The organism is Sphingobium psychrophilum (assembly GCF_012927105.1).
Classification (GTDB): Bacteria; Pseudomonadota; Alphaproteobacteria; order Sphingomonadales; family Sphingomonadaceae; genus Sphingobium; species Sphingobium psychrophilum.
Genome location: NZ_JABBFV010000001.1, coordinates 560,813 through 585,701, shown reverse-complemented (window position 1 = coordinate 585,701; position 24,889 = coordinate 560,813). Strand labels below are relative to the sequence as shown.

Sequence of the window (24,889 nt, the reverse complement as noted above, 5' to 3'; positions counted from 1 at the left end):
CCTATTTTGCAGATGCACAGGGATAGGACAAAAGGTCCAATGTCGCGCGCCGGCCATCCTGATAATGCGGGCGGCATGATAGCCCGTCATCCTGCCACCAAGCGCGCATTGCTGCGCCGAATCGCTCCATTCCTGCTGCTGCCGCTGGGCGGATGCAACTGGGTGGTCATGTCCCCCGCCGGCGATGTTGCAATGCAGCAACGCGACCTGATCCTGATTTCGACCGCATTGATGCTGCTGATCATCATACCCGTGATGGCGATGACGATCTGGTTCGCGTGGAAATATCGGGAAAAGGCCAAGGCGGAAGATTATGATCCCGAATGGGACCATTCGACCAGCCTGGAACTGCTGATCTGGTCGGCGCCGCTGCTGATCATCATCGCGCTGGGCGCGGTGACGTGGAGCAGCACCCATCTGCTTGACCCCTACCGTCCGCTCGATCGCGTCGATCATGCGCGCAAGGTCGATCCGACCGCCAAGCCGCTACAGGTCGAAGTGGTGGCGATGGACTGGAAATGGGTGTTCATCTACCCTGAACTCGGCATCGCGACGGTGAACGAACTGGCCGCGCCGGTCGATCGGCCGATCGCGTTCAAGATTACCTCGTCCAGCATCATGAACAGCTTCTTCGTGCCGGCGCTGGCCGGGCAGATCTACGCCATGCCAGGCATGCAGACGGTGTTGCACGCGGTCGCCAACAAGCCGGGCAATTATGAGGGCTTTTCCGCCAATTATTCGGGCGCGGGCTTCTCCAACATGCGTTTTCGCTTCCACGCCATGGACCAGGCCGGTTTCGATCGGTGGGTCGCCAAGGTGAAGGCCAGCGGCGCGACGTTGGACCGCGCCACCTATGTCAAGCTGGAACAGCCCAGCGAGAAGGTGCCGCCAATGTATTTCAGCGGTGTCGAACCCAAGCTGTTCCACGCGGCGCTCAACATGTGCGTTCAGCCGGGCAAGAAGTGCATGGACGCGGTGATGATGACCGACTCCATGGGCGGCGCGGGCAAGGAATCGGCGCATGACGTCGAAGGGTTGCGCCACGACGGCACGATCGACGTCGGCGGCTTCCACCCGGTCGAACCGGGCAAGAAGGGCGAGATCGCCCAGCCCGCGGGCATGACCCCGGCGGCGAAACGCACTCCGGCCGCGCAGGGCAAGCAAGCCCCCGGCCAGCAGGATGGCGATGGGCATGGCGGTGGCCATGCCGGTCATGAAGGCATGTGATGCCCATGACCTGTCCCCGTTCTTTCATTTCTCTCTCGCCTGAAGGCTAGACGCCATGTCCCCCTCCCCCGCCTCTGAAAATAGCGGCATCTGGAAGCTGATATTCGGTCGGCTCGACTGGAGTTCGCTGCCCCTGCACGAGCCGATCGTCGTCGGCACCTTCCTCATGGTCATGCTCGGCGGCCTCGTCGTCGTCGCGGGCATCACCAAATATAAGCTGTGGGGCATGTTGTGGAACGACTGGTTCACCACCGTCGACCATAAGCGCATCGGCATCATGTACATGATCCTGGGGCTCATCATGTTCGTGCGCGGTTTTGCCGACGCGGTCATGATGCGCCTGCAACAGGCGATGGCGTTCAACGGCTCGGAAGGCTATCTGAACGCCCATCATTACGACCAGATTTTCACGGCGCATGGCGTCATCATGATCTTCTTCGTCGCAATGCCGATGATCACCGGCATCATGAACTATATCGTCCCGCTCCAGATCGGCGCGCGCGACGTCAGCTTCCCTTTCCTCAACAATTTCAGCTTCTGGATGACCACGGCGGGCGCCGTGATCGTCATGATGTCGCTGTTCGTAGGGGAATTTGCGCGTACCGGCTGGCTGGCCTATCCGCCGCTGTCGGGCATCGCCTATTCGCCGGGCGTGGGCGTCGATTATTATATCTGGGGCCTGCAAATCGCGGGCATCGGCACGCTGTTGTCTGGCGTCAACCTGATCGCGACCATCGTGAAGATGCGCGCGCCGGGCATGAACATGATGAAGCTGCCGGTCTTCACCTGGACCTCGCTCTGCGCCAACGTCCTGATCGTCGCGGCCTTCCCGGTGCTGACCGCCGTCCTCGCTCTGTTGTCGCTCGACCGTTATGTCGGTACGGCCTTCTTCACCAACGACATGGGCGGCAACCCCATGATGTATGTGAACCTGATCTGGATCTGGGGTCACCCGGAAGTCTATATCCTCATCCTGCCGCTGTTCGGCGTCTTCTCTGAAGTCACCGCGACCTTCTCGAACAAGCGGCTCTTTGGCTATAGCTCGATGGTCTATGCGACGATCGTCATCGCCCTGCTCAGCTATCTCGTCTGGCTGCACCATTTCTTCACCATGGGGTCGGGTGCCAGCGTCAACAGCTTCTTCGGCATCACGACGATGGTCATTTCTATCCCGACCGGTGCCAAGCTCTTCAACTGGCTATTCACCATGTATCGCGGCCGCATCCGGTTCGACCTGCCGATGATGTGGACGGTCGCCTTCATGCTGACCTTCACCGTCGGCGGCATGACCGGCGTGCTGCTCGCCGTGCCGCCCGCCGACTTCGTGCTCCACAACTCGCTGTTCCTGATCGCGCATTTCCACAATGTCATCATTGGCGGCGTGCTGTTCGGCCTGTTCGCGGCGATCAATTACTGGTGGCCCAAGGCGTTCGGCTTCACGCTGGACACCAAATGGGGCAAGCGCAGCTTCTGGCTGTGGGTCGTGGGCTTCTGGTTCGCCTTCATGCCGCTTTATATCCTCGGCCTGATGGGCGTGACCCGCCGGATGCGCGTGTTCGACGATCCCAGCTTGCAAATCTGGTTCCAGATCGCCGCCTTCGGCGCGCTGATGATCGCGGCCGGCATCGCCTGCATGTTCGTCCAGTTCGCGGTCAGCATCATCAACCGCGAGAAGCTGCGCGATACGACCGGCGATCCGTGGAACGGTCGCACGCTGGAATGGGCGACCAGTTCGCCCCCGCCAGACTATAACTTTGCCTTCACCCCCGTCATCCACGACAATGATGCCTGGGCCGACATGAAGAAGCGCGGTTATCAGCGGCCTCTGTCGGGCTATGAAGCGATCCATATGCCCAGCAACACCGGCACCGGCATCATCATCGCGGGGCTTTCCATCGCCTTCTCGGTCGGCATGATCTGGTACATGTGGTGGCTCGCAGGCCTCAGCTTCGTCGGCATCCTGGCCGTCGCGATCGGCCACACCTTCAACTATAAGCGCGACTTCTACATCCCCAAGGATGTGGTGGAGCGCACCGAGGGCGAGCGCACCGCGCTGCTCGCAGCCAAGGGTTAAACCATCATGGCAAGCGCATCTCCGATCGATCCCGCCTTCCTCGACAAGGACGGTAACCCGCTCTTCCACCTGGCCCACGAGCCGCATCATCCCGAAGGGTCCAGCACCATGCTGGGCTTCTGGATGTACCTGATGAGCGATTGCCTCATCTTCGCCTGCCTGTTCGCCACCTATGCGGTGCTGGGCGGCAATTATGCGGCGGGACCGGGGCCAAAAGACCTGTTCGACCTGCCGCTGGTAGCGCTCAACACCGCGATGCTGCTCTTTTCCTCCATCACCTACGGCTTTGCCATGCTGGCGATGGAAAAGAACAGGGTCGCCGCGACCCAGGGCTGGCTGGCGATCACCGGCCTGTTCGGCCTGGCATTCCTCAGCATCGAAATGTATGAGTTCGCGCACCTCGTCCATGAGGGCGCGACGCCGATGCGGTCCGGCTTCCTGTCGGCCTTCTTCACGCTGGTCGGCACTCACGGGCTGCACGTCACCTTCGGCTGCATCTGGCTGGTGACGCTGATGGTGCAGGTCGCCAGGCATGGCCTGATCCCGGCCAACCAGCGCCGCCTGATGTGCCTGTCGATGTTCTGGCACTTTCTCGACGTCATCTGGATCGGCGTCTTCACCTTTGTCTATCTGATGGGAATGCTGCGATGAGCGATGCCGCCCACCCCAAGCCCGGCCATGACCACCCCGACGCCCATGCAGGCGCGCACGGAACCATGGGTAGCTATATGATCGGGTTCGGCCTGTCGGTGATCCTGACGGCCATCCCCTTCTGGCTGGTCATGACCGGCTTCTTCGCCAATCCGCAGACCACCGCGATCATCATCATGGCCTTTGCGGTGGTGCAGATCGTGGTCCACATGATCTACTTCCTGCACATGAACACCCGCTCCGAAGGCGGCTGGTCGATGATGGCGTTGATCTTTACGCTGGTGCTGGTCGTCATCACCCTGTCGGGTTCGACCTGGGTCATGTATCACCTCAACCATAATATGATGCCGACCATGTCGCATGACATGAGCCAGATGCCGTGACAGCCATGGACCCCCGCCCCCAAAAGGCGGGGTTCCCGGTCGGCCTGACGCTGGCCGCGCTCATCCTGTTCATGGGCCTCTGTGCCCTCGGCGTCTGGCAGGTGGAGCGGCTGGCATGGAAGCGCGATTTAATCGCCCGCGTCGATGCCCGTATCCACGCCGCGCCGACATCGGCCCCGGCCAGGGCAACCCAAACCGACGAATATCGCCGCGTCACCGCAACCGGCATTTTCCTGCATGACAGGGCCGCGCTGGTGCAGGCCGCCACCGTGCGCGGCGCGGGCTATTGGGTGCTCACCCCGCTGCGCCAGCCCAGCGGCGTGATCCTGCTCGTAAACCGCGGCTTCGTGCCACCGGAGGCCAAGACCCGTTATGACCGGCCCCACGGCACGGTGCGCGTCACCGGCCTGCTGCGCCTGACCGAACCGGGCGGCGGCTTCCTGCGCAGCAACGATCCCGGCGCCGACCGCTGGTATTCGCGCGACGTCGCCGTCATCGCCGCAACGCGCAAGCTGGAGCCGGTCGCCAACTATTTCATCGACGCGCAGGCCGGTCCTTCGCCCGAAGCCTTGCCGGTCGGCGGGCTGACCGTGGTCCGTTTCCCCAATAGCCATCTGCAATATGCCATCACCTGGTTCATACTGGCGGCCATGGTCGTGGGGGCCTATAGCCTCGTCATGCGCCAGTCGGGAAAAGATCGCCGGGGATGACCGCACCGCCTGCAAGACGTATGCGCTGGCTGCCCGGCCGGTGGCCTGCCGACGCCGCCGGACGCCGCAACATGGCATTGCTGGTGCAGTTGCGCTGGATCGCTATCGCCGGGCAGGTCGCGACGATCCTTTTCGTCCATTTCGCCATGGACATCCGCCTGCCGCTGCCATCGATGCTGGTCGTGCCCTGCATCGCGACGGCGATGAACATCGGCAGCCTGATGGTGCTGCGCCGGCGCACCGACATCACCCATGCCGAGCTGTTCCTGGCGCTGCTGTTCGACGTGTTTGCGCTGACCACGCAGCTTTACCTGAGCGGCGGCGCGACCAATCCATTCGTGTCGCTCTACCTGGTGCAGGTTGCGCTCGGTGCCGTCCTGCTGCACCGTTGGAGCGTATGGGGCATCGTGGCGGTATCGACGCTCTGCGCGGCGATGCTGGCCTTCGTCTATCGTCCGCTCGACCTTAGCGAGACGCTGGAAGGGCATTTGTTCGACCTGCACATCGTCGGCACCTGGATCTGCATAAGCATGACCGCGGTACTGCTGGTGCTGTTCATCACCCGCGTCACCCGCAACCTGCAACAGCGGGAACATTATCTGGCGGAATTGCGGCAGCAGGCGGTCGAGGAAGAGCATATCGTGCGCATGGGCCTGCTGGCGTCGGGCGCGGCGCATGAACTGGGCACCCCCCTCGCCCAGCTTGCCGTGGTGCTGGGCGATTGGCGGCACATGCCCGAAATCAAGGCACACCCTGCCCTGGTCGAGGAAGTGGGCGAAATGGAAGCGGCGGTCAAACGCTGCAAGACCATATTGACCGGCATCCTCATGTCCGCAGGCGAAGCGCGCGGCGAAGCGCCCCAGGTCACCAATGTCCGCGATTTCATCGACATCATCGCGCGCGACTGGCGCATCGCCAATCCGGGCATGCCGCTGCGCTGCGATTTCGGCCCGCATGATTATCCGCGCATCATCGCCGATCCGGTGATCCGCCAGGCGGTGACCAACCTGCTCGACAATGCGCGGGAGGCTGGCGCGACCTATATCAATATCATGGTCAGCCGCGACAGCCAGTGGCTGCACGTCGCGGTGCGCGACAATGGCCGCGGCTTCGATCCGGCGATGCTGGCCGATGTCGGCAAGCCCTACCGGTCGAGCAAAGGCAAGCAGGGTGGCGGCCTTGGCCTCTTCCTGGTCGTCAATGTGGTGCGCAAGCTGGGCGGACGGGTCGACGCGAGCAACGGCGCGGAAGGCGGCGCGATGATCCTGCTGCGCCTGCCGCTCGCGACGCTGGCGCTGGAGGAGGCGAATGATGGCGGATGAACGGCAATTGCTGATCGTCGAGGATGACGAAGGCTTCGCCCGCACGCTCAAACGGTCGTTCGAGCGGCGCGGTTACAGCGTGCTGTCGGCCGACAGTCTGGAATCGGTAACGGCGATACTGGCCGAAAACCGCCCCGGCTTCGCCGTCGTCGATCTCAAGCTCGGCCCGCAATCGGGCCTGGCCTGCGTGCAGGCGCTGCATGCCCATGATCCTGCCATGCTGATCGTGGTGCTGACCGGCTTCGCCAGCATCGCGACGGCGGTGGAGGCGATCAAGCTGGGCGCGACCAATTACCTCGCCAAGCCATCCAACACCGACGATATCGAGGCGGCCTTCGCTCGATCGGGCGGCAACCCCGCCGCGCCGCTGGCGCCCCGGCCGACGTCGATCAAGACGCTGGAATGGGAGCATATCCATGAAGTGCTCAAGGACAGCGAGTTCAATATCTCCGAAGCGGCACGGCGGCTGGGCATGCATCGCCGCACGCTCGCGCGGAAATTGGCGAAGCGGCAGGTCGGTTGATTTTGGATATTTGGAGCGGGTGAAGGGAATCGAACCCTCGTCACTTGCTTGGGAAGCAAAAGCTCTACCATTGAGCTACACCCGCGCGCCTGTTCCCGCCCCATGGCGCAAGCCATGGGGGCCTGTCAATGGGAGCCTGTCAACGGGGATCAGCCGTAAGGCGCATTGGCATCGCGCGCCGGGATCGCGCCGCGACGGCCGATGTTCCAGCCGGCCAGGCGATGCCCGGCCAGCGCCGCCTCATGCGGGCCGGCCCCGACCAGCCGGGCGTGGAGATAGCCGCCATTGAAAGCATCCCCCGCCCCGCTCGAATCGATGACGTCCAACTGGCGCGGTATCCGCACGATCTCGCCCGCCACCAGGCAGCCGTCGCCGCCCAGCTTGACGACAACATCCTTGTCTTCCCCCGCGCCCCAGCGCGCCGCCGCGTCGCGGGCGTCGTCCGCCTCGCCCATCTCGACCTCGTCCGCCAGGGTGGGCAACCCCATGTCGCTGACCGCGATTGCCCGGTCGCGCCAGTGGCGCGCGATCGCCGCATCGTCCCACAGCCGCGCCCGATAATTGCCGTCGAAGGCGATGCGGCCGCCATGGGCGCGCACCTGGGCACACAGGTCCAGCAATGCCTCTCGCCCGGCATCGGGCAGGATCGCCAGCGTGATGAGCGAGAAATAGAGCAGGTCCGATTGCGCTGCCTGCGCCACCATCGCCGCGCTTTGCGGCAGGTCGAACATCCGCCGCGCCGCCGCCTCGCTTCGCCAGTAATGGAAGCTGCGCTCGCCCGCCGCGTCCGTTTCGATCGCATAGAGGCCAGGCAGCCTGTCCTGCGCCGCGATCACCAGCGACGTGTCCACGCCCTCCGCCTCCCATTGGGCGCATAGCTGCGCGCTCATCGGATCGGCGCCCAGCGCGCTGGCGAGGCGGACTTTGTCGCCCGCCCGCGCCAGATGGATCGCGGTATTGATGACGTCGCCGCCATAGCGCAGGTTCCAGCTGTCGCCCTCGCCGCGGCTCAATTCCAGCATCGCTTCGCCAATGACCGTGATCGTCGCCTTCGTCGTCATGCCCGCTCCCTGCGCAATAGAGCCGGCGTGGTGCGCAGGGCGGCGTTTCAAGTCAAGAGGGGCTCCCTATGCGAGGCTAAGGAACGATTGCGTCCCAGCGCCGTTTTGCCGATGGCAAAGAGAGCACCGTCCACCGGCGCTTGATTCGGGGACATAATGATTACCGCCTCCACTGACGAAACAGGCAATCGCTTCGAACTGCTGGTTCAAAGCGTCACCGACTATGCCATCTATATGCTCGACTCCACGGGCATCGTGGCCAGCTGGAACGCGGGCGCACGCCGTTTCAAGGGCTATGAGGCCCACGAGATTATCGGCCAGCATTTTTCGCGTTTCTACACGCCGGAGGATCAGGCGAGCGGCGTCCCCGCCATGGCGCTCTACGCCGCCGAGCATGAAGGCCGGTTCGAAGCGGAAGGCTGGCGCGTCCGCAAGGACGGGGGACGCTTCTGGGCCAATGTGGTGATCGATCCGATCCGGTCGCCCGATGGCCGCTTGCTGGGCTTTGCGAAAGTGACGCGCGACCTGACCGAGCAGCGCGCCGCGCAGGATGCCCTGCGCGCCAGCGAGGATCGATTCCGGCTGCTGGTGCAGAGCGTGACCGATTACGCCATCTATATGCTCGACCCCGTCGGAACGGTGACGAGCTGGAACATGGGCGCGGAACGATTCAAGGGTTATAAGACCGAAGAGATATTGGGCCAGAATTTCTCCCGCTTCTACAGCGAGGAGGATCGGCTTGCGGGCCTGCCCTCCCGCGCGCTTCATACCGCGCAGAGCATGGGCCGGTTCGAGGCGGAAGGGTGGCGCATCCGCAAGGACGGCTCTCGTTTCTGGGCCAATGTCGTGATCGACCCGATCCACACGCCGGACGGCACCTTGCTGGGCTTTGCCAAGATCACCCGCGACCTGACCGAACGACGCGAGGCGCAGCGCACTATCGACGCAGCGCGCGACGCCATCATCCAGACGCAAAAGATGGATGCGATCGGCAAGCTGACCGGCGGCGTTGCGCATGATTTCAATAATTTGCTGGCGGTGATCGTGGGCAGCCTGGACCTGGCCCGGCAACGGATGGCGACCGGCGGCGACATCAACCGCTATCTCGACAACGCCATGACCGCGGCCGAGCGCGGCGCGACCCTGACGCAGCGCATGCTGGCTTTCGCCCGAAAGCAGGAATTGAAGTTGCAAAGCATCGACTGCGTCATATTGGTGCAGGGCATGGCCGAATTGTTCCGCACCACGCTGGGCGCGGCGGTGTCGATCGAGATGCGCTTTCCGCCAATGCTGGGTGCGGCCCACGCCGACCCTTCGCAACTGGAACTGGCGCTGCTCAACCTGGCCGTCAATGCGCGCGACGCCATGCCGGGCGGCGGACGGATCATCATCGATGCAACGCAAACGACCATCACGCAGGACGAGCGGCCGGATCTGGGCGCGGGCGACTATATCCGCCTGTCCGTGATCGACGAGGGCGAGGGCATGGACGCCGCGACGCTGGAGCGCGCCCGCGAACCCTTTTTCACCACCAAGGGCGTGGGCAAGGGCACCGGCCTTGGCCTGTCGATGGTGCACGGCTTCGCCCAGCAATGCGGCGGATCGCTGACCATCGCCAGCGAGCCGGGCATCGGGACCAGCGTATCGCTGTGGCTGCCGATGGCGGCGGCGGATGCGGATGCCCGGCACGTCGCCATGGTGGTGGAGGAAATGCATGACCCCGACACCCCCCTGGTCATATTGGCGGTGGACGATGACGATCTGGTGCTGATGAACACCGCCGGCATGCTGGAGGATCTGGGCCATACCGTGTTCCAGGCGTCGTCCGGTGCCGACGCGCTGCGGTTGCTGGAGCGCGGCAGCGTCGACCTGGTCGTCACCGACCATGCCATGCCGGGCATGACCGGCGCGCAGCTGGCCGATGCGATCGAGCAGATACAGCCCGGCCTGCCGGTCGTCATCGTCACCGGCTTTGCCGAACTGCCGCCGCATGCCACGCAACGCCTGCGCCTGGACAAGCCATTCAAACAGGCAGAACTGGTCCGCACGGTCGCGACCGCGATGCGCGGCGCGCTGATCCCGGCTGTCGCGGCGCGCGGACCCGACCCAATACTTCCCGATTGTTGAACCGACTTTCGAAAAGTCCGGCAGAAATATTGGAAAAGCGGCATTTTTCGTCGCTCTTTGCTTGCAACATCGGTGCACTTCGCTGATGGGGACCATATCTGTTCCCAGCCTGCAGGATCGCATGGACATCCCCACCGCGCCGACCCCGACTTCGCATTTCTTCACGTCGCTGCGGACCCGGCTCCATTATCTCGACTGGGGCAATACATCCGCTCCCACGCTGATCCTGGTGCATGGCGGCTTTGACCATGCCCGCAGCTGGGACTGGACGGCGCGGGCGTTGGCGCGGGATTATCATGTCATCGCGCTCGATCTGCGCGGCCATGGCGACAGCGACTGGTCGCCCGACGGCTCCTATATGATGGCCAATTTCGTCTATGACCTGGCGCAACTGGTCGACCTGCTCGACCGGTCGCCGGTAACGATCGTGGGCCATTCGCTCGGCGGTGCGATCAGCCTGCGCTATGCGGGCCTGTTCCCCGACAAGCTGCGCAAGCTCGTCGCGATCGAAGGGCTTGGCCTTTCCCCCGACCGCCTGAAGGACAAGGCCGAACGCCTGGTGCCGGACGTCTGGCGCGAATGGATCGACACCCGCCGCGACAGCGCCCGCCGCACGCCGCGGCGTTATCCCACGATCGAGGCGGCGATCGGCCGGATGCGCGAACGCAACGAGCATCTGACGGTCGAACAGGCGCTGCACCTGACCAGCCACGGCGTCAATCGCAACGAAGACGGCAGCTATGGCTGGAAATTCGATCCTTATCTCAAAGGCTTGGCACCCCAGGCGGCCACCGATGAGGAACTGCCCGACTTCTGGAAGCGGATCAGTTGCCCAACCCTGCTCTGCCTGGGGCAGGACAGCTGGGCATCTAACCCGGAAAAGGACGGCCGCATCCGCCATTTCAGCGACGCCCGGCTGGTCGAGTTCGCCGATGCCGGCCACTGGCTGCACCATGACCAGTTTGACCGTTTCATCGGCGAACTGCGCGGGTTTCTAGAGGGTGAGGCCGGCGACAGCCGCACGGTAGTCAGCCTTTAGCTCTGCCACGAAATCGGCGGCCGGCTGCACCTTGTCGACCGCGCCGATGCCCTGGCCGCAGCCCCATACGTCGCGCCACGCCTTTTTGTCGCCACCGGTCATCGCCGCGAAATCCATGTCCTTCGCCTTGGGCAGGCTGTCGGGGTCCAGCCCGGACGCGACGATGCTGGGGCGCAGATAATTGCCGTGGACGCCGGTGAAGACGTCGGAATAGACGATGTCGGCGGCGTGGCTGTCGACGATCATCTGCTTATAGGCCGGATCGGCATTGGCCTCCGCCGTGGCGATGAAGGGCGACCCCATATAGGCCAGGTCCGCCCCCATCATCCGCGCGGCGGCGATGGCGCGCCCGGTGGCGATCGATCCCGACAGCGCCAGCGGCCCGTCGAACCACTGGCGGATTTCCTGGATCAGCGCAAACGGCGACAGGGTGCCGGCATGGCCGCCCGCCCCGGCGGCGACCGCGATCAGGCCATCGGCACCCTTCTCGATCGCCTTGCGCGCAAATCGGTCGTCAATGACATCATGCAGGACGATGCCGCCATAGCTGTGGATCGCCGCATTGACATCCTCCCGCGCGCCGAGCGAGGTGATGACCAGCGGCACGCGATATTTGACGCACAGCGCCAGATCCTCCTCCAGCCGCGCATTGCTGCGATGGACGATCAGGTTGACGGCGAAGGGCGCGTCGGCGTCCGTCAGTTCCGCCTGCAATTGCTGCAACCACGCCTCGAACAGCCCTGATGGGCGCGCATTGAGCGAGGGGAAGGCACCAACGATGCCCGCCCGGCACTGGGCCATGACCAGAGCCGGTTGCGAGATGATGAACATCGGCGATCCGATCAGCGGCAGCGACAGGCGGCCTTTCAGCAATGTCGGCAGGGTCATGATCGATCTTCTCCTTTATTATCGGCCATGCGCTAACACCGCTAGACCTGCGGAAAAAGGCCAAAATAAGCTGTGTTGATGTATTAATACAGCAATGCTATTATGCACCCTCCAGACGGTCCCAGGAGCAGGACGATGTATAGCGAGAGCGATCTACAGGATGCCGTAGCGGCGGGTGCGATCCCCGCACAGGCGGCGCAGGCATTGCGAGATCATGTGGCGGCGCAGCGCGCTTCGCCGATGGTCGATGAAGAACATTTCCGGCTGCTGTCCGGGTTCAACGACATCTTCGTCGCGATCGCCAGCGTCCTGCTGTTGGTGGCCGTCGGCTGGCTGGGCAACGGACTGCGATTCGGCGCGCCGGACCATCATCCCGCTGTCATGGCCGGCCTGCTGGTCGCTGCGGTCAGTTGGGGATTGGCCGAATATTTCACCCGTCGCCGGCACATGGCGCTGCCCTCCATTCTTTTGCTGGGCGGATTTGTCGGCGGCATCGTCTTTGCGGTCGGTGCGCTGGGCGCGCAGATCTTCCCCGATGCGGGCGACAGCCTCGCCTCGATGATCCTGTGCGTCGCGGCTGGCGCGGGCGTGCTGGCGGCCTGGGCGCACTGGCGGCGTTTCATGGTGCCGATCACCGTGGCGGTCGGCGCGGCGGCGGCGGCAGGCGTCGGCGTCAGTCTTGTGGTCGCCGCCATGCCCGGCAGCGCGACGCTGCCGTTCGCGCTACTGCTCGTCGCGGGCCTCGCCACCTTCGCGCTCGCCATGTGGTGGGACATGAGCGACCGCGCCCGCACCACGCGCCGGTCCGACGTCGCCTTCTGGCTGCACCTGGCCGCCGCTCCAATGATCGCGCACTCGCTCTTCTACCTGCTGGGCGTGCTGAAAGGCGATGAGATCAGCGCCGGTCGCGCGGCGCTCGTGATCGCGCTGTATGTCGCCTTCGGCCTGATGGCGCTGGCGATCGATCGGCGGGCGCTGCTCGTCTCCGGCCTCGCCTATGTCCTCCTGGCCCTTTACGGCCTGTTCCGCCAGGCCGGTGCGGTGGAATTGTCCTGGGCGCTCACCGCGCTGGTGATCGGGTCGGCGCTGCTGCTGCTGTCGGCGCTTTGGCACCATGCCCGCGCGCTGGTTGTGGGCGGCCTGCCGCCGCGTCTCTCAGAACGCCTGCCCTATCTGGATCGCGCGGTCGCTTAAAAGACGACGGGCTGCTCCCTCCCATCGCGGAGGGGGCAGCTAAAGCGATCGTCAATCCTCGACAATCCGCAGCAATTTGCGTTCGACCGGGGCCAGAACGCCCTGCAATTCCTGGCCGCGCTTCAAAATCTGGCCACTTTCCCCGACCAGCGCCCACACGCCCTGCCGATGGCGCAGCGCGGGGCGTTTCTCGATCCGATATTCGGGCCGCTCGGCGGAACGGCGGAAGGCACTGAAAATCGCCGCCTCCTGCCCCATGTCCATCGCATAGTCACGCCAATGGCCCGCCGACACCATGCGGCCGTACAAATCCATGATGCGTTGCAGTTCCAGCCGGTCGAACCCGACCTGGCCGCCCTTGGGCACCGGTCCTGCTCCTGGCCCCGCTCCTTGATGGGGAAACGGCGTCACATTGCTCATCAGGCCCGGCCGCGCTCCTTGAACAGCGGCGCATCGTCATCGGCGCCCATCACGGGAGTCTGGCGCTCCGCCATCAGTTCGGCAAGGCGCTTCTGCAATTGCTCGACCTCACACTGGAGCATTTCCAGCTTCTGCTTTTCCGGGTCGAAACAGTCCGAACAGGGCGTGCCATAGGGCATGAAGTCGCGCTGATAGGCGGTCACGTCAATCAGCATCGCGCGCGCCGGTATGCCGACCATGGTCGCGCCATCGGCCACATCCTTCGTCACAACCGCGTTCGCGCCGACCCGCGCGCGCGCGCCGACATTGATCGGTCCCAGAACCTGCGCGCCCGACCCCACGATCACGCCATCGTTCAGCGTGGGGTGACGCTTGCCGGCGATGCCATTCGCAGGATCGGTCCCGCCCAGCGTGACATTCTGGTAGAGCGTGACATCGTCGCCGATCTCGGCCGTCTCGCCGATCACGGTGAAACCATGATCAATGAAGAAGCGCTTGCCGATCTTCGCGCCCGGATGGATGTCGTTGCCGGTCAGGAACCGCGACAAATGGTTCACCGCGCGCGCAAGGAAGAACAGCCGCGCGCGATAGAGGCGATGGGCGACCCGATGGAAGGCCAGCGACCAAACGCCGGGGTAGAGCAGGATTTCCGCGCGGGACCGCGGCGCCGGATCGCGGGATTTGATCGAATCCAGATAGGAAATGAGGTTGCGCACCATCCAGACGTCCCTGACCGTTCCTAGACTTGTTATGAGCGCTGCATATAAGGGAGATCGTGCTGCTTTTCCAGATGGCGCGCTAATCCCGCTTTTTCGCTGCAAATAGAAACTTGCTTGGCAGCCCGCGATATTCCAATCATGGCGATAGACAATTCCATAAAGGGTAGCGGATGATCGACACTTTTATCGCCCATTTCGGCGAAATCCTGCCCTTCATCCTTGTCGGTTTCGGTGCCCAGATCATCGACGGTGCCCTGGGCATGGCCTATGGCGTCATTTCCAGCACGCTGCTGCTGACCATGGGCGTATCGCCCAGCCGTGCGTCCGCCAGCGTCCATGTCGCGGAAACCTTCACGACCGGCGTGTCCGCGATCAGCCATATCCTGCACCGCAATGTCGACTGGAAACTTTTCGCGCGACTCATCATTCCCGGCGTCATCGGCGGAGTCAGCGGCGCCTATTTCCTCTCCAATATCGACGGCGCGGTGATCAAGCCCTTCGTCCTGGCCTATCTCGCCGCGATCGGTTTCTACCTCATCTGGCGCGGCTTCCATTTGCCGCCCAAGCCGCGCGATCCCAAATGGGTCGGCCCGCTCGGCTTGTTCGGCGGTTTCATGGATGCCAGCGGCGGTGGCGGCTGGGGACCGATCGTGACGTCCAACCTGCTGCTCCAGGGGGCCAGTCCGCGCCACACGATCGGCACGGTCAACACGGTCGAATTCATCCTGACCCTGTCGATCAGCCTGACCTTCCTGATCCATCTGGGCTGGGAAACCTTCACCACCTACACGCTGGGCCTGCTGATCGGCGGCGTCATCGCCGCTCCCTTCGGCGCAATGCTGGCCCGCCATGTCGCCCCCCGCCTGCTGTTCACCGCAGTCGGCGTGATCCTGACCATCACCTCGCTGTTCGGCGTAGCGAAGTATCTTGGATATATCGGCTAAAGCGCTTATATTCGGATTTCTAATCGAGGAATCCGATAAATGTCCAGTTACCTGCCCACGCTCAAACAGTTGCAATATCTGGTTGCGCTGAAAGAGCAGGGTCATTTCGGCAAGGCGGCGGACAGTTGCTATGTCACTCAGTCGACCCTGTCGGCCGGCATCCGCGAACTGGAATCGCTGATCGGCGTCACCCTGGTCGAACGCACCCGCCGGGTGGTGCGCTTCACCGCGCTCGGCGATCGCATCGTGGACAAGGCCCATCGCGTGTTGCGCGAGGCGGAGGAACTGGTCGCCATCGCCGAAGCGTCGGGCAAGCCGTTGACCGGCGAATTGCGGATGAGCGTGATCCCGACCATCGCGCCCTTCCTGCTGCCGCGCCTGCTCCCCCGGCTGCGCGCGGAACGGCCGGACCTCAAACTCTATCTGCGCGAGGAAACGACCCAGCCCGGCATCGAATCGCTGCGTCACGGCAATGTCGACTGCGTGCTCATGGCCCTGCCCTTCGCCATGGGCGAGGTGGACAGCGAAATCCTGTTTCAGGACCGGCTCTATGTCGCCTTCCCGCATGACGAACCCCGCGATCCGCCCGAATGGATCGGCCCCGACATGATCGACGAAAGCAAATTGTTACTGCTGGAGGACGGCCATTGCCTGAAGGACCATGCGCTGGCCGCCTGCAACCGCCCCGACCTGCGCGCCAGCGCGACGATGATGGGCACGTCGCTGCACACGCTGATCCAGATGGTCGATAATGGCCTGGGCATGACGATGATCCCCGAAATGGCGATCGCAAGCGGCATATTGGAGCATACGCGGATCGTCGCGCGGCCGTTGCAGTCGGAACGCGCCTGGCGTGACATCGCGCTGGTGTGGCGGAAGAACAGCCCGCGCGAGAAGGAATTTCACCTGCTGGCTGGCATTTTGCGTGACGCTGCGGCGCTGAATTGCCGACTACCCGAAGCGGCTTGAAAACAAACAGCCGTTGGTCAGCTCTTCCAGCCCTTCGCTTTGAGCTCATCCTCGGCGCGCGCCTCCACCCATTGAGTCGCGCCATCACCAAAATGCTCTTTCTTCCAGAAGGGCGCTTCGGATTTCATCCAGTCGATCAGGAAAGCGCAACTTTCCAGCGCAGCGGTGCGGTGGCGCGACGCCGTGCCGACGAACACGATGCGCGCGCCCGGCACCAGACGCCCGAAGCGATGGATCACGCTGACGCCCAGCAGCGGCCAGCGCGCCAGCGCCTCCTCCACGATCCGGTCGACCTGCACCTGCGTCATCGCCGGATAATGTTCCAGTTCCAGCGCAATCAGGCCGCCCTCCCCGCGCACCACGCCGATAAAGCTCGCCACGCCGCCCCCGCCCAGCGCCTCCAGCGCGGCCAGTTCGGCGGCCACATCGAAATCCGCCGCCTGAATGGCAACCCGTTTCATCCGCCCGTCACCGGCGGGAACAGCGCCACTTCCCGCGCGTCGCCGATTGGCGTGTCCAACGGCACGAAACGCTGGTCGATCGCCGCGCGCAGCCGCGCCGGATCGCCCAGCGCCTCGGCATAGCCGCCACCTCGAGCAGCCAGCGTCGCGACCAGATCGGCCACGCTGGCGGTTGGCGCGGGCCGCGCGACCCGTTCCTCGTCGCGGCCAATGGCTTCGCGCACCCAGGCGAAATAGACGATGGTCAGGTCCGCCATCTTCGGTCAGTCCATATGCTTGATGCCGACGCGCAGATAGTCCCAGCCGGTCACCAGCGTCAGCATCGCCGCGGCCCATAACGTCACTATGCCGACCGTCTGCACGAAGGGGATATGGGGCACCGCCCCGGCCAGGATCAGCGCGCCCAATGCGATGATCTGCAACGTCGTCTTCCATTTGGCGAGTCGAGATACCGGCACCGACACCTGCAACCCCGCCAGAAATTCGCGCAGGCCCGATACCGCGATCTCGCGCAGCAGGATGATCATCGCGGCGGCGATATGGATGCCGGCAATGTCGCGGGTCGCGGCCAGCATCAGGATGACCGCGCCGACCATGATCTTATCAGCGATCGGGTCCAGAAATACGCCCAGCTTCGACACCGTGCCTTGTGCGCGGGCCAGATAGCCGTCGAAATAATCGGTCACGCCCATCAGGCAATAAAGGGCGAAGGCCAGCGCATAGCCGGTGGTCCAGCGCGCGCCGAGTTCCGCCGGCCATAGCAGCGCAACCAGCAACGGCACCGTCACGATCCGCGAAAGCGTCAGCAAATTGGGCAGCGTGAGCATGGCCGCGAACTGCCACAGTCCGGCGCGGCATACAAGCAAAGCTGTACGCCCATGCCCAACCCATTGGACACAGACGCCGGCAACCGCTAGACCCCGCCCCGGTCGCTCACGGAAAAGAAGACGCCCCTATCCATGCAAGCCTCTCTCAGGCTCTTGAACAAGCGCCGTTTTCTGCCGCTTTTCATCACCCAGCTGCTCGGTGCGTTCAACGACAATCTGTTCAAGAACGCGATGGTGCTGTTTGTCGTCTATCAGGTCTACAATGACGAACGGTCCGAAACCTGGTTCAGCGCGCTTGCCACAGGGCTGTTCATCCTGCCCTTCTTTCTGCTGTCCGCCATATCGGGCCAATTGGCCGACCAGCGCGACAAGGCGGTCATCATCCGCTGGGTGAAGGCGGCCGAAATAGTGATCATGTGCGTCGGCGCCATCGGCCTTGGCCTCATCTGGAGCGGCATTGCGGTCCATATGCTGGCGATTCCGCTGCTGCTGGTCGCGCTGTTCGCCATGGGCATCCATTCGACCTTCTTCGGCCCGATCAAATATGCGATCCTGCCTCAGCATCTGCATGACGATGAAGTGCTGGGCGGCACCGGACTGGTCGAGGCGGGCACCTATATCGCGATCCTGGCCGGCACGATCCTGGCCGGCCTAATCCCGGTGGAAATCGCCGCGATCGGCATCATCATCACCGCGCTGATCGGCTATGTCGCCGGTCGCGAAGTGCCTTCCGCGCCATCGCTGCTCGCACAGCACCCGATCGATTTCCATATCGTCCGATCGTCGATCGCGCTGGTGCGCGGGACGATGCATATCCGCCGCCTCTTTCTGGCGATCATGGCGATCAGCCTGTTCTGGGCGGTGGGATCGATCCTGTTCATCCAGTTTCCGCCGCTGGTGAAGAATGTCCTCACCGCTGACAAAGCTGTCGCCAGCCTCTTCCTAGCCATCTTCTCGATCGGCATCGCCATCGGTTCCGTGGCGATCAACCGGCTGTTGCAGGGCCATGTGTCGGCCAAATATGCCCCCGCCTCGGTGATCGGCATGGGGCTGTGCATCGTCGCCTTCCACATCGTATGCGACCTGTGGACGCCGTCGCCGGACGGGCAGATGCTGTCACTGACCGGCTTCCTGGCCCATCCGCTCGCCATTCCCCTGTCGCTCTGCCTGCTGGGCGTGGCGACCTTCGGCGGCATGTTCGTGGTGCCGCTCTACGCCTTCCTCACCACCACGGTCGAAAAATGCGAAGCGGCGCGGACGGTGGCGGCGAACAACATCGTCAATTCAGGCGCGATGGTGCTGGGGTCGGTGTGCGCCATCGGGCTGAGCATTGCGGGCGTATCGGTGGTGATGCAGCTGCTGCTGGTCGCCTTCCTGACGCTGCCCTGCGCCGCAATGGCGTGGAAACTGCACAAGGCCTGCGACGGCCCTCTATGCCACTGACCGGACGCCCGGTCAGACGTTCAGAAAATGAAGCTGTAAAAGGCCGTGAAGAAGGCCGCGAAGCTGAGGCCGAACAGCTTCCAGTCGCTGTCGTCATCGCTGATGCGCTTCTTGCGGCCAGGCATATCCTCCGCCACGCGCAGCACATGGGCGGGCAGCCGCTGGCGGAAAGGATGGCGGGCCGATTCGGTGGTGAGGACAAGGGGTCGGTTTCGCATGATGATTGGTTAACGCGAAATTTACCATTTGGACCAGTCCCGATCGAGGCTAATTTCGGGCTGTCCCGGTGCGGGACAGGCTTGACTGTATGATGTGAACAACACAGTATGACCGAAGAGATGCCCGACTCCGCTCCACTCGATCCTTTCGCGCAGTCCCCGCGCGAATTCGGCGCGGGTCCGCCCAGTGCCTTCGCTCGCCCTACGCCCTGGCGTCGCCGGCTCCAGATCGCCGGTTGGGTGGTCGCGGCGGGCCTGGCCGTGCTGATGATCCTGATCGCCTGGCTCGCGGTCACCGCGCCGCTCTCCCGTTCCTTGAAGCCGATCGCCCCGCCCAGCATCAGCCTGACGTCGGCGGACGGCCACCTGATCGCCCGGCGCGGCGCGGTGATCGACAAGCCCGTGACGATGGCGGACCTGCCGGCCCATGTGCCCCAAGCCTTCATGGCGATCGAGGATCGCCGCTTCATGACCCATTGGGGCGTCGATCCGCGCGGCATCGCCCGCGCCATGTGGCATAATCTCTGGTCGGACGGATCGTCGCAGGGCGGCAGCACGATCACGCAGCAGCTGGCCAAGGGCGTCTTCCTGTCCAGCGACCGCACTTTCGGCCGCAAGGCGCGCGAGGCGCTGATCGCGCTCTGGCTGGAAGCCTGGCTGACCAAGGACCAGATCATGGAGCGCTATCTCTCCAACGTCTATTTCGGCGACAATGTGTACGGCCTGCGCGCCGCCGCGCTCCATTATTTCAACCGCGCGCCCGAACGGCTGACCATCCCGCAGGCCGCGATGCTGGCAGGGCTTTTGAAGGCGCCCTCCCGCCTCGCCCCCACCAGCAACCTGAAAGGCGCGCGCACCCGCGCCGCGCTGGTGACGCAGGCGATGGTCGATGCGGGCTATATCAACCAGGCGGAGCGCAACGCCCTGCCCCCAGCGCGGCTCAACGTCCATGACACGCCCGACGCCACCACCGGCACCTATTTCGCCGACTGGGTGCTGCCCCAGGCGCGCGACCGCGCGGGTGCGGTCTATGGCGAGCAGAAAATCGAAACCACCCTCGACTGGCGCATCCAGCGCCTCGCCGAAGCCGCCATCCGCCGCGCGCCTTTGGGCGGCGCGCAGGCCGCCTTGGTGGCGATGAAGCCAGACGGCAGCGTCGTCGCCATGGTCGGCGGCAAAAATTATGCCAAGAGCAGCTTCAACCGCGCGGTGCAGGCCAAGCGTCAGCCCGGATCGACCTTCAAATTGTTCGTCTATCTCGCCGCCTTCCGCGCGGGGATGACCCCGGACGACATGATAGACGACACGCCGATCACCACCGGCACCTATCGGCCCGCCAACCATGGCGGCAAATATCGCGGCCGCATCACCCTGCGTCAGGCCTTTGCTGCGTCGAGCAACGTCGCGGCCGTTCGCCTGACGCAGAAGGTCGGCGTCGACAATGTCATCAAGGTCGCCCGCGACCTGGGCGTCACCGCGCCGTTGACCGAGGATCTCAGCCTCGCGCTTGGCACGTCGGAAATCCCGCTGGTCGAACTGGCTGAAGCCTATGCGTCGGTCGCAGCGGGCGCCTATCCGGTGCTGGCCCATGGCCTGCCGCCCGAAGAACAGGGCTGGTTCGCAAAGCTGATGCAGCGCCAGCGGCAATTCAGCCAGGATCAGCTCGACATGATCCGCGACCTCCTCTCCTCCGCCGCCAATCGCGGCACCGGCAGCGCGGCGGCGCTGCGCACCAGCACCTTCGGGAAAACGGGCACGACGCAGGACAGCCGCGACGCCATTTTCGTGGGCTATGCCGGGGGCTTGGTGACGGCGGTATGGATCGGCAATGACGACAACACCCCCCTGCCCGGCGGCGCAGCCGGCGGCGGCGTGCCCGCACGCATCTGGCGCAATTTCATGAGCGGCGCCATCAACGAGCCGGTCGAGGACGCGCCGGAAGAAACGCAGGACGCGGACCTGGTCAACGCCATCGCCAATGTGACGGTCGAAACCGGCATCGGCAATGTCGGCCTCGGCGTGGACTTTGACAAAGATGGGGGCGGGATGACCGTGAATATCGGCGGCGGGCAGATACGGCTGCCGAGCGACCAGCCCGCGGGACCGTCAGGCACGCAACCGCCAAGGATGGCGCCGACGCAGCCCGATGATGGCGAGGATGGCGGGCCTTAACAGGGTGCCTAATATGGCGCGTTTAATATACCTGCGCGCCTTGCCACTGTCCTGATTATTCCATATCCTGTGGACAAAAGGTGGCATCATGTCCAAGCTTATGACCTTAAATGTGCGAGTCAGCGGCGCGCTTAGCGATTTCGTCTCGACCAATGTCGGCGATGATGGCGCTTATGAAAATATCAGCGAATATGTTCGCGACCTCATCCGACGGGACAAGGAACGGGTGGAAGGCCAGCGTTTGGCAAAACTCAAGGCGGAGCTGGCCCAAGCATTTGCTGCGCCTGAGAACGACTATGAATCGCTTGATGCCAATATGATCATCGCTCGTAACGCCCGCCGATAAGCGGATGCCCGTCTATCGCGTACAGCAGGCCGCAGGGCGGCGGATCGACGACATCTTTCGTTACACACGCGACCATTGGGGCCAAGATCAGGCCGAACATTATATTCGCGGCCTTTTCGCGCAGTTTGAAGCTATCGGCGCGCGACGCTGCATCTGGCGGGACATTCCTGCGGAGATGGACGTCGGCGGCTTCTATTCCCGTTATGAGCGCCATTATATCTATTGGCGTATCCTGCCGGACGGTGCCGTCGGTATCGTGACGATTCTGCATGAACGGATGCACCAGATCGACCAGTTCCGGCAGGATTGGGCCTGACGCCTAACTCGAAAAGAAAAGGCCCCCGCATGGCGGAGGCCCCTTCCTTCAACCCACGATAGCAAACCCGATCACATATGGATCGGCTTGCCCTGCACGGCCATCGCCGCTTCCTTGATCGCCTCGCTATGCGTGGGATGCGCGTGGCAGGTATAGGCGATGTCCTCGCTCGACGCGCCGAATTCCATCGCCTGCGCCGCCTGCGCGATCATCGTGCCCGCGGGCACGGCGATGATCCACACGCCCAGCACCTTGTCGGTCTCGGCGTCGGCGATGATCTTCACGAAGCCGTCCGGCTCATGATTGGTCTTGGCGCGGCTGTTGGCCATCATCGGGAATTTGCCGACCTTGATCGCGCCCTTTTCCTTGGCGGCTTCTTCGGTCAGGCCCACGCCCGCAATCTCAGGCTTGGTATAGACTACCGACGGGATCAGGTCATGGTTTACGATGCCGGTCAGGCCCGCGATATTCTCCGCCACGGCAATGCCTTCATCCTCGGCCTTGTGCGCCAGCATCGGGCCGGGGATGACGTCGCCGATCGCCCAGACGCCCGGAACCTTCGTGCCGAACTCATGGTCCGTCTCGATCTGGCTGCGCGCGTTCAGTTCCAGGCCGATCTTGTCGAGGCCAAGCCCTTCGGTGTTGGGACGACGGCCGATCGAAACGAGTACGACATCCGCCTCGATCGTCTCGGCTTCACCACCGGCGGCGGGTTCGACGGTCAGGGTCACCCCCTTCTTGCCGACCTGCGCGCCCGTTACCTTGGTGCCCAAGCGATATTCGAAGCCCTGCTTCTTGAAGATCTTATTGGCTTCCTTGCGGACTTCGCCGTCCATGCCGGGCAGGATCTGGTCGAGATATTCGACCACGGTGACCTTCGCGCCCAGCCGCTTCCAGACCGAACCCAGCTCCAGACCGATGACACCGCCGCCGACCACGACCAGATGCCCCGGCACCTTGTCCAGTTCCAGCGCGCCGGTGGAGTCCACGATTCTGCCGCCCTTATTATCGACCGCAACGCCCGGAAGCGGCGTGACCGATGATCCGGTGGCGATGACGATATTCTTCGCCGTCACCTTCTCGCCATTGATCTCGACGGTGTTCGCGCCGGTGAAGCTGGCCAGGCCCTTCAGCCAGGTCACCTTGTTCTTCTTGAACAGGAACTCGATGCCGCCGGTCAGGCCCTTCACCGCGTCGACGCGCTGGCCCTGCAAGGTGGGCAGGTCCAGGCTCATCTTGTCGATCTTGACGCCCAGCTTGGCGAGCGTGCCATTGGCCGCCTCGTCATACAGTTCCGATGCGTGCAACATTGCCTTGGACGGGATGCACCCCACATTGAGGCAGGTGCCGCCCAACGTCTCGCGGCTTTCCGCGCAGGCGGTCTTGAGGCCCAGCTGCGCCGCGCGGATCGCGGCGACATAACCACCGGGACCAGCGCCGATCACCAGAACGTCATAATCGAAGTCAGACATAACAATCTCCGTTCGCCCTGAGCCTGTCGAAGGGCTGTACTTCTTCTTTTGTCCTTCAGGAAGGACGGGGCTTCGACAGGCTCAGCCCGAACGGATATGGTGTCTGCTTCCGACCTTTACAGGTCGATCAGCAGCCGGGTCGGATCTTCGATCGCGTTCTTCACCGCGACCAGGAACGTCACCGCTTCGCGACCGTCAACCATGCGATGGTCGTAGCTAAGCGCCAAATACATCATCGGACGCGCCACGATCTGCCCGTTGCGGACGACCGGGCGTTCCTCAATGCGGTGCAGGCCCAGGACCGCCGACTGGGGCGGGTTGATGATCGGGCTGGACAGCAGAGAACCGAACACGCCGCCATTGGAGATGGTGAAGGTGCCGCCCTTCATATCTTCCATGGTCAGCTTGCCTTCCTTGGCCTTCTTGCCAAAGCCGCCGATCGTCTTTTCGATGTCCGCGACGCTCAGCGCCTCGGCGTTGCGGATGACCGGAACAACCAGGCCGGTGGGTGCCGACACGGCGACCGAGATATCGCAGAAATTATTATAGACGATCTCGTCGCCTTCGATCTGCGCATTGACGCCCGGAATGTCGCGCAGCGCCATGCAGACGGCCTTCGTGAAGAAGCCCATGAAGCCCAGGCGGACGCCATGCTTCTTCTCGAACAGATCCTTATACTTCGCGCGCGCCTCGATGATGTTGGTCATGTCGACGTCGTTATACGTCGTCAGCAGCGCGGCGGTGTTCTGCGCTTCCTTCAGCCGCTTGGCGACCGTCTGGCGCAGGCGGGTCATCTTCACCCGTTCCTGCGCGCGGCTTGGGCCAGAAACCGACGTGCCGGCGGGCGCTTCGGCGGCGGCGGGCGCCGCGGCCAGGGTCGACGCGGCGGCCTTGGCCGTACCGGCGGCGACGGCGGCGGTGACGTCGTCCTTGGTCAGGCGGCCGTCCTTGCCGGTGCCCTTGATCTTGCTGGGGTCAAGGCCATGTTCCAGCACCAGGCGGCGGACCGCCGGTGACAGCGTCAGGTTGCCGCTATCCTCATCGTCAGACACGGCCGGGGTCGCAGCGGCCGGAGCCGGCGCAGCGGCTTCCGCCTTGGCAGCGGGCGCGGGAGCAGCAGCGGCAGGTGCGGCCGCAGCAGCCGCACCTTCGTTCACATAGGCCAGCAACGCGCCGACATTGACCGTGTCGCCTTCCTTGGCGACGATATCGCCCATGACACCGGCGACGGTCGACGGCACATCGACCGCAACCTTGTCGGTTTCCAGGCTGACGATCGGTTCGTCTACCTTCACGGCCTCACCGGGCTTTTTCAGCCACTGGCCAACGGTTGCTTCGGTAACGGATTCGCCCAGTGTTGGGACTTTGACTTCGGTAGCCATG

General features: G+C 63.8%; 27 protein-coding genes and 1 tRNA gene. 16 read left to right on the top strand and 12 right to left on the bottom strand.

Features of this window, described 5'->3' with window-relative positions:
• Positions 1–75: 75 nt before the first annotated feature.
• Genes cyoA through HHL08_RS02955 form a run of 7 tightly spaced genes read left to right on the top strand, consistent with a single transcriptional unit; the run spans position 76 to position 6,890 of the window.
• Entirely contained in the window at positions 76–1,227 is a 1,152-nt protein-coding gene (gene cyoA / locus HHL08_RS02985) for a ubiquinol oxidase subunit II (protein WP_169570966.1), read from the top strand.
• 55 nt (positions 1,228–1,282) lie between these two features.
• Positions 1,283–3,301: a cytochrome o ubiquinol oxidase subunit I gene (gene cyoB / locus HHL08_RS02980; RefSeq protein ID WP_169570965.1), complete on the top strand. Its 2,019-nt coding sequence runs from the start codon at positions 1,283–1,285 to the stop codon at positions 3,299–3,301.
• A 6-nt stretch (positions 3,302–3,307) separates the two neighbouring features.
• Positions 3,308–3,952, top strand: a complete 645-nt coding sequence (gene cyoC / locus HHL08_RS02975; protein WP_169570964.1) for a cytochrome o ubiquinol oxidase subunit III — start codon at positions 3,308–3,310, stop codon at positions 3,950–3,952.
• On the top strand, positions 3,949–4,335 hold the full coding sequence (gene cyoD / locus HHL08_RS02970; protein WP_169570963.1) for a cytochrome o ubiquinol oxidase subunit IV: 387 nt from the start codon (positions 3,949–3,951) through the stop codon (positions 4,333–4,335). The genes cyoC and cyoD overlap by 4 nt, the downstream gene beginning before the upstream one ends.
• Positions 4,336–4,340: 5 nt before the next feature.
• Positions 4,341–5,045 (top strand): SURF1 family protein, encoded by a 705-nt coding sequence (locus HHL08_RS02965; protein WP_169570962.1) that lies wholly within the window; start codon positions 4,341–4,343, stop codon positions 5,043–5,045.
• Positions 5,042–6,367: an ATP-binding protein gene (locus HHL08_RS02960; protein WP_169570961.1), complete on the top strand. Its 1,326-nt coding sequence runs from the start codon at positions 5,042–5,044 to the stop codon at positions 6,365–6,367. The genes HHL08_RS02965 and HHL08_RS02960 overlap by 4 nt, the downstream gene beginning before the upstream one ends.
• Complete coding sequence (locus HHL08_RS02955; RefSeq protein ID WP_169571106.1) at positions 6,357–6,890, top strand: response regulator transcription factor; 534 nt, start codon at positions 6,357–6,359, stop codon at positions 6,888–6,890. Before HHL08_RS02960 ends, HHL08_RS02955 begins: the two co-directional genes overlap by 11 nt.
• An 11-nt stretch (positions 6,891–6,901) precedes the next feature.
• Here the strand turns inward: HHL08_RS02955 and HHL08_RS02950 are convergent.
• Positions 6,902–6,975: transfer RNA gene (locus HHL08_RS02950), tRNA-Gly, on the bottom strand.
• 64 nt (positions 6,976–7,039) lie between these two features.
• Positions 7,040–7,951 carry a sugar kinase gene (locus HHL08_RS02945; RefSeq protein ID WP_169570960.1) on the bottom strand — a complete coding sequence of 304 codons (912 nt, stop codon included), beginning with the start codon at positions 7,949–7,951 and terminating at the stop codon, positions 7,040–7,042.
• Positions 7,952–8,107: 156 nt separating this feature from the next.
• Between HHL08_RS02945 and HHL08_RS02940 the strand changes: the two genes are divergently transcribed.
• Entirely contained in the window at positions 8,108–10,078 is a 1,971-nt protein-coding gene (locus HHL08_RS02940; protein ID WP_169570959.1) for a hybrid sensor histidine kinase/response regulator, read from the top strand.
• Between the two features lie 121 nt (positions 10,079–10,199).
• Complete coding sequence (locus HHL08_RS02935; RefSeq protein ID WP_169570958.1) at positions 10,200–11,117, top strand: alpha/beta fold hydrolase; 918 nt, start codon at positions 10,200–10,202, stop codon at positions 11,115–11,117.
• Here the strand turns inward: HHL08_RS02935 and HHL08_RS02930 are convergent.
• Positions 11,073–12,005 carry an NAD(P)H-dependent flavin oxidoreductase gene (locus tag HHL08_RS02930; RefSeq protein WP_169570957.1) on the bottom strand — a complete coding sequence of 311 codons (933 nt, stop codon included), beginning with the start codon at positions 12,003–12,005 and terminating at the stop codon, positions 11,073–11,075. The genes HHL08_RS02935 and HHL08_RS02930 overlap by 45 nt on opposite strands.
• Positions 12,006–12,140: 135 nt before the next feature.
• Here HHL08_RS02930 and HHL08_RS02925 point away from each other — a divergent pair, with 135 nt between their 5' ends.
• The gene (locus tag HHL08_RS02925; RefSeq protein ID WP_169570956.1) at positions 12,141–13,199 is read left to right on the top strand and encodes a hypothetical protein; all 1,059 of its coding nucleotides are present in this window, start codon (positions 12,141–12,143) and stop codon (positions 13,197–13,199) included.
• Between the two features lie 51 nt (positions 13,200–13,250).
• On the opposite strand, the gene HHL08_RS02920 is transcribed toward HHL08_RS02925, so the two are convergent.
• From HHL08_RS02920 to HHL08_RS25890, 3 genes are read right to left on the bottom strand one after another with little or no spacing between them, the layout of a single operon-like run.
• Positions 13,251–13,619, bottom strand: coding sequence for a DUF2794 domain-containing protein (locus tag HHL08_RS02920; protein ID WP_206377643.1), 369 nt, complete (start codon positions 13,617–13,619; stop codon positions 13,251–13,253).
• The gene (gene epsC, locus HHL08_RS02915; protein WP_169570954.1) at positions 13,619–14,338 is read right to left on the bottom strand and encodes a serine O-acetyltransferase EpsC; all 720 of its coding nucleotides are present in this window, start codon (positions 14,336–14,338) and stop codon (positions 13,619–13,621) included. The genes HHL08_RS02920 and epsC overlap by 1 nt, the downstream gene beginning before the upstream one ends.
• 29 nt (positions 14,339–14,367) lie before the next feature.
• Positions 14,368–14,496, bottom strand: coding sequence for a hypothetical protein (locus tag HHL08_RS25890; protein ID WP_268932667.1), 129 nt, complete (start codon positions 14,494–14,496; stop codon positions 14,368–14,370).
• Positions 14,497–14,508: 12 nt separating this feature from the next.
• On the opposite strand from HHL08_RS25890, the gene HHL08_RS02910 reads away from it, so the two are divergent.
• A complete protein-coding gene (locus HHL08_RS02910) occupies positions 14,509–15,282 on the top strand; it encodes a sulfite exporter TauE/SafE family protein (protein ID WP_169570953.1) in 774 nt (257 codons plus the stop codon).
• Positions 15,283–15,321: 39 nt separating this feature from the next.
• Positions 15,322–16,251: a hydrogen peroxide-inducible genes activator gene (locus HHL08_RS02905; protein WP_169570952.1), complete on the top strand. Its 930-nt coding sequence runs from the start codon at positions 15,322–15,324 to the stop codon at positions 16,249–16,251.
• A gap of 17 nt (positions 16,252–16,268) precedes the next feature.
• Here HHL08_RS02905 and HHL08_RS02900 read toward each other — a convergent pair whose 3' ends face one another.
• The 3 genes from HHL08_RS02900 to pgsA are packed head-to-tail and all read right to left on the bottom strand — an operon-like array spanning position 16,269 to position 17,539.
• Positions 16,269–16,712, bottom strand: a complete 444-nt coding sequence (locus tag HHL08_RS02900) for a molybdenum cofactor biosynthesis protein MoaE (protein WP_169570951.1) — start codon at positions 16,710–16,712, stop codon at positions 16,269–16,271.
• Positions 16,709–16,969 carry a molybdopterin converting factor subunit 1 gene (gene moaD / locus HHL08_RS02895; RefSeq protein ID WP_169570950.1) on the bottom strand — a complete coding sequence of 87 codons (261 nt, stop codon included), beginning with the start codon at positions 16,967–16,969 and terminating at the stop codon, positions 16,709–16,711. Before moaD ends, HHL08_RS02900 begins: the two co-directional genes overlap by 4 nt.
• A 6-nt stretch (positions 16,970–16,975) precedes the next feature.
• Complete coding sequence (gene pgsA, locus HHL08_RS02890; protein WP_169570949.1) at positions 16,976–17,539, bottom strand: CDP-diacylglycerol--glycerol-3-phosphate 3-phosphatidyltransferase; 564 nt, start codon at positions 17,537–17,539, stop codon at positions 16,976–16,978.
• 132 nt (positions 17,540–17,671) lie between these two features.
• Between pgsA and HHL08_RS02885 the strand changes: the two genes are divergently transcribed.
• Positions 17,672–18,982, top strand: a complete 1,311-nt coding sequence (locus tag HHL08_RS02885) for an MFS transporter (RefSeq protein ID WP_169570948.1) — start codon at positions 17,672–17,674, stop codon at positions 18,980–18,982.
• A 20-nt stretch (positions 18,983–19,002) separates the two neighbouring features.
• Here HHL08_RS02885 and HHL08_RS02880 read toward each other — a convergent pair whose 3' ends face one another.
• Positions 19,003–19,200, bottom strand: a complete 198-nt coding sequence (locus tag HHL08_RS02880; protein WP_169570947.1) for a hypothetical protein — start codon at positions 19,198–19,200, stop codon at positions 19,003–19,005.
• Between the two features lie 108 nt (positions 19,201–19,308).
• On the opposite strand from HHL08_RS02880, the gene HHL08_RS02875 reads away from it, so the two are divergent.
• The 3 genes from HHL08_RS02875 (at position 19,309) to HHL08_RS02865 (ending at position 22,034) form a co-directional block, all read left to right on the top strand.
• A complete protein-coding gene (locus tag HHL08_RS02875) occupies positions 19,309–21,372 on the top strand; it encodes a transglycosylase domain-containing protein (protein ID WP_169570946.1) in 2,064 nt (687 codons plus the stop codon).
• Positions 21,373–21,460: 88 nt separating this feature from the next.
• Positions 21,461–21,718, top strand: a complete 258-nt coding sequence (locus HHL08_RS02870) for a ribbon-helix-helix domain-containing protein (protein WP_169570945.1) — start codon at positions 21,461–21,463, stop codon at positions 21,716–21,718.
• Between the two features lie 4 nt (positions 21,719–21,722).
• A complete protein-coding gene (locus HHL08_RS02865; protein WP_169570944.1) occupies positions 21,723–22,034 on the top strand; it encodes a type II toxin-antitoxin system RelE/ParE family toxin in 312 nt (103 codons plus the stop codon).
• Positions 22,035–22,105: 71 nt separating this feature from the next.
• Here the strand turns inward: HHL08_RS02865 and lpdA are convergent, their stop codons facing one another.
• On the bottom strand, positions 22,106–23,506 hold the full coding sequence (lpdA, locus tag HHL08_RS02860; protein WP_169570943.1) for a dihydrolipoyl dehydrogenase: 1,401 nt from the start codon (positions 23,504–23,506) through the stop codon (positions 22,106–22,108).
• A gap of 116 nt (positions 23,507–23,622) precedes the next feature.
• Positions 23,623–24,888, bottom strand: a complete 1,266-nt coding sequence (gene odhB, locus HHL08_RS02855) for a 2-oxoglutarate dehydrogenase complex dihydrolipoyllysine-residue succinyltransferase (protein WP_169570942.1) — start codon at positions 24,886–24,888, stop codon at positions 23,623–23,625.
• Position 24,889: the final 1 nt, after the last annotated feature.

Coding starts and splice junctions, on each gene's coding strand:
- cyoA (WP_169570966.1), top strand. CDS start 76: ATGATAGCCCGTCATCCTGCCACCAAGCGCGCATTGCTGCGCCGAATC.
- cyoB (WP_169570965.1), top strand. CDS start 1,283: ATGTCCCCCTCCCCCGCCTCTGAAAATAGCGGCATCTGGAAGCTGATA.
- cyoC (WP_169570964.1), top strand. CDS start 3,308: ATGGCAAGCGCATCTCCGATCGATCCCGCCTTCCTCGACAAGGACGGT.
- cyoD (WP_169570963.1), top strand. CDS start 3,949: ATGAGCGATGCCGCCCACCCCAAGCCCGGCCATGACCACCCCGACGCC.
- HHL08_RS02965 (WP_169570962.1), top strand. CDS start 4,341: ATGGACCCCCGCCCCCAAAAGGCGGGGTTCCCGGTCGGCCTGACGCTG.
- HHL08_RS02960 (WP_169570961.1), top strand. CDS start 5,042: ATGACCGCACCGCCTGCAAGACGTATGCGCTGGCTGCCCGGCCGGTGG.
- HHL08_RS02955 (WP_169571106.1), top strand. CDS start 6,357: ATGGCGGATGAACGGCAATTGCTGATCGTCGAGGATGACGAAGGCTTC.
- HHL08_RS02945 (WP_169570960.1), bottom strand. CDS start 7,951: ATGACGACGAAGGCGACGATCACGGTCATTGGCGAAGCGATGCTGGAA.
- HHL08_RS02940 (WP_169570959.1), top strand. CDS start 8,108: ATGATTACCGCCTCCACTGACGAAACAGGCAATCGCTTCGAACTGCTG.
- HHL08_RS02935 (WP_169570958.1), top strand. CDS start 10,200: ATGGACATCCCCACCGCGCCGACCCCGACTTCGCATTTCTTCACGTCG.
- HHL08_RS02930 (WP_169570957.1), bottom strand. CDS start 12,005: ATGACCCTGCCGACATTGCTGAAAGGCCGCCTGTCGCTGCCGCTGATC.
- HHL08_RS02925 (WP_169570956.1), top strand. CDS start 12,141: ATGTATAGCGAGAGCGATCTACAGGATGCCGTAGCGGCGGGTGCGATC.
- HHL08_RS02920 (WP_206377643.1), bottom strand. CDS start 13,619: ATGAGCAATGTGACGCCGTTTCCCCATCAAGGAGCGGGGCCAGGAGCA.
- epsC (WP_169570954.1), bottom strand. CDS start 14,338: ATGGTGCGCAACCTCATTTCCTATCTGGATTCGATCAAATCCCGCGAT.
- HHL08_RS25890 (WP_268932667.1), bottom strand. CDS start 14,496: ATGGAATTGTCTATCGCCATGATTGGAATATCGCGGGCTGCCAAGCAA.
- HHL08_RS02910 (WP_169570953.1), top strand. CDS start 14,509: ATGATCGACACTTTTATCGCCCATTTCGGCGAAATCCTGCCCTTCATC.
- HHL08_RS02905 (WP_169570952.1), top strand. CDS start 15,322: ATGTCCAGTTACCTGCCCACGCTCAAACAGTTGCAATATCTGGTTGCG.
- HHL08_RS02900 (WP_169570951.1), bottom strand. CDS start 16,712: ATGAAACGGGTTGCCATTCAGGCGGCGGATTTCGATGTGGCCGCCGAA.
- moaD (WP_169570950.1), bottom strand. CDS start 16,969: ATGGCGGACCTGACCATCGTCTATTTCGCCTGGGTGCGCGAAGCCATT.
- pgsA (WP_169570949.1), bottom strand. CDS start 17,539: ATGCTCACGCTGCCCAATTTGCTGACGCTTTCGCGGATCGTGACGGTG.
- HHL08_RS02885 (WP_169570948.1), top strand. CDS start 17,672: ATGCAAGCCTCTCTCAGGCTCTTGAACAAGCGCCGTTTTCTGCCGCTT.
- HHL08_RS02880 (WP_169570947.1), bottom strand. CDS start 19,200: ATGCGAAACCGACCCCTTGTCCTCACCACCGAATCGGCCCGCCATCCT.
- HHL08_RS02875 (WP_169570946.1), top strand. CDS start 19,309: ATGACCGAAGAGATGCCCGACTCCGCTCCACTCGATCCTTTCGCGCAG.
- HHL08_RS02870 (WP_169570945.1), top strand. CDS start 21,461: ATGTCCAAGCTTATGACCTTAAATGTGCGAGTCAGCGGCGCGCTTAGC.
- HHL08_RS02865 (WP_169570944.1), top strand. CDS start 21,723: ATGCCCGTCTATCGCGTACAGCAGGCCGCAGGGCGGCGGATCGACGAC.
- lpdA (WP_169570943.1), bottom strand. CDS start 23,506: ATGTCTGACTTCGATTATGACGTTCTGGTGATCGGCGCTGGTCCCGGT.
- odhB (WP_169570942.1), bottom strand. CDS start 24,888: ATGGCTACCGAAGTCAAAGTCCCAACACTGGGCGAATCCGTTACCGAA.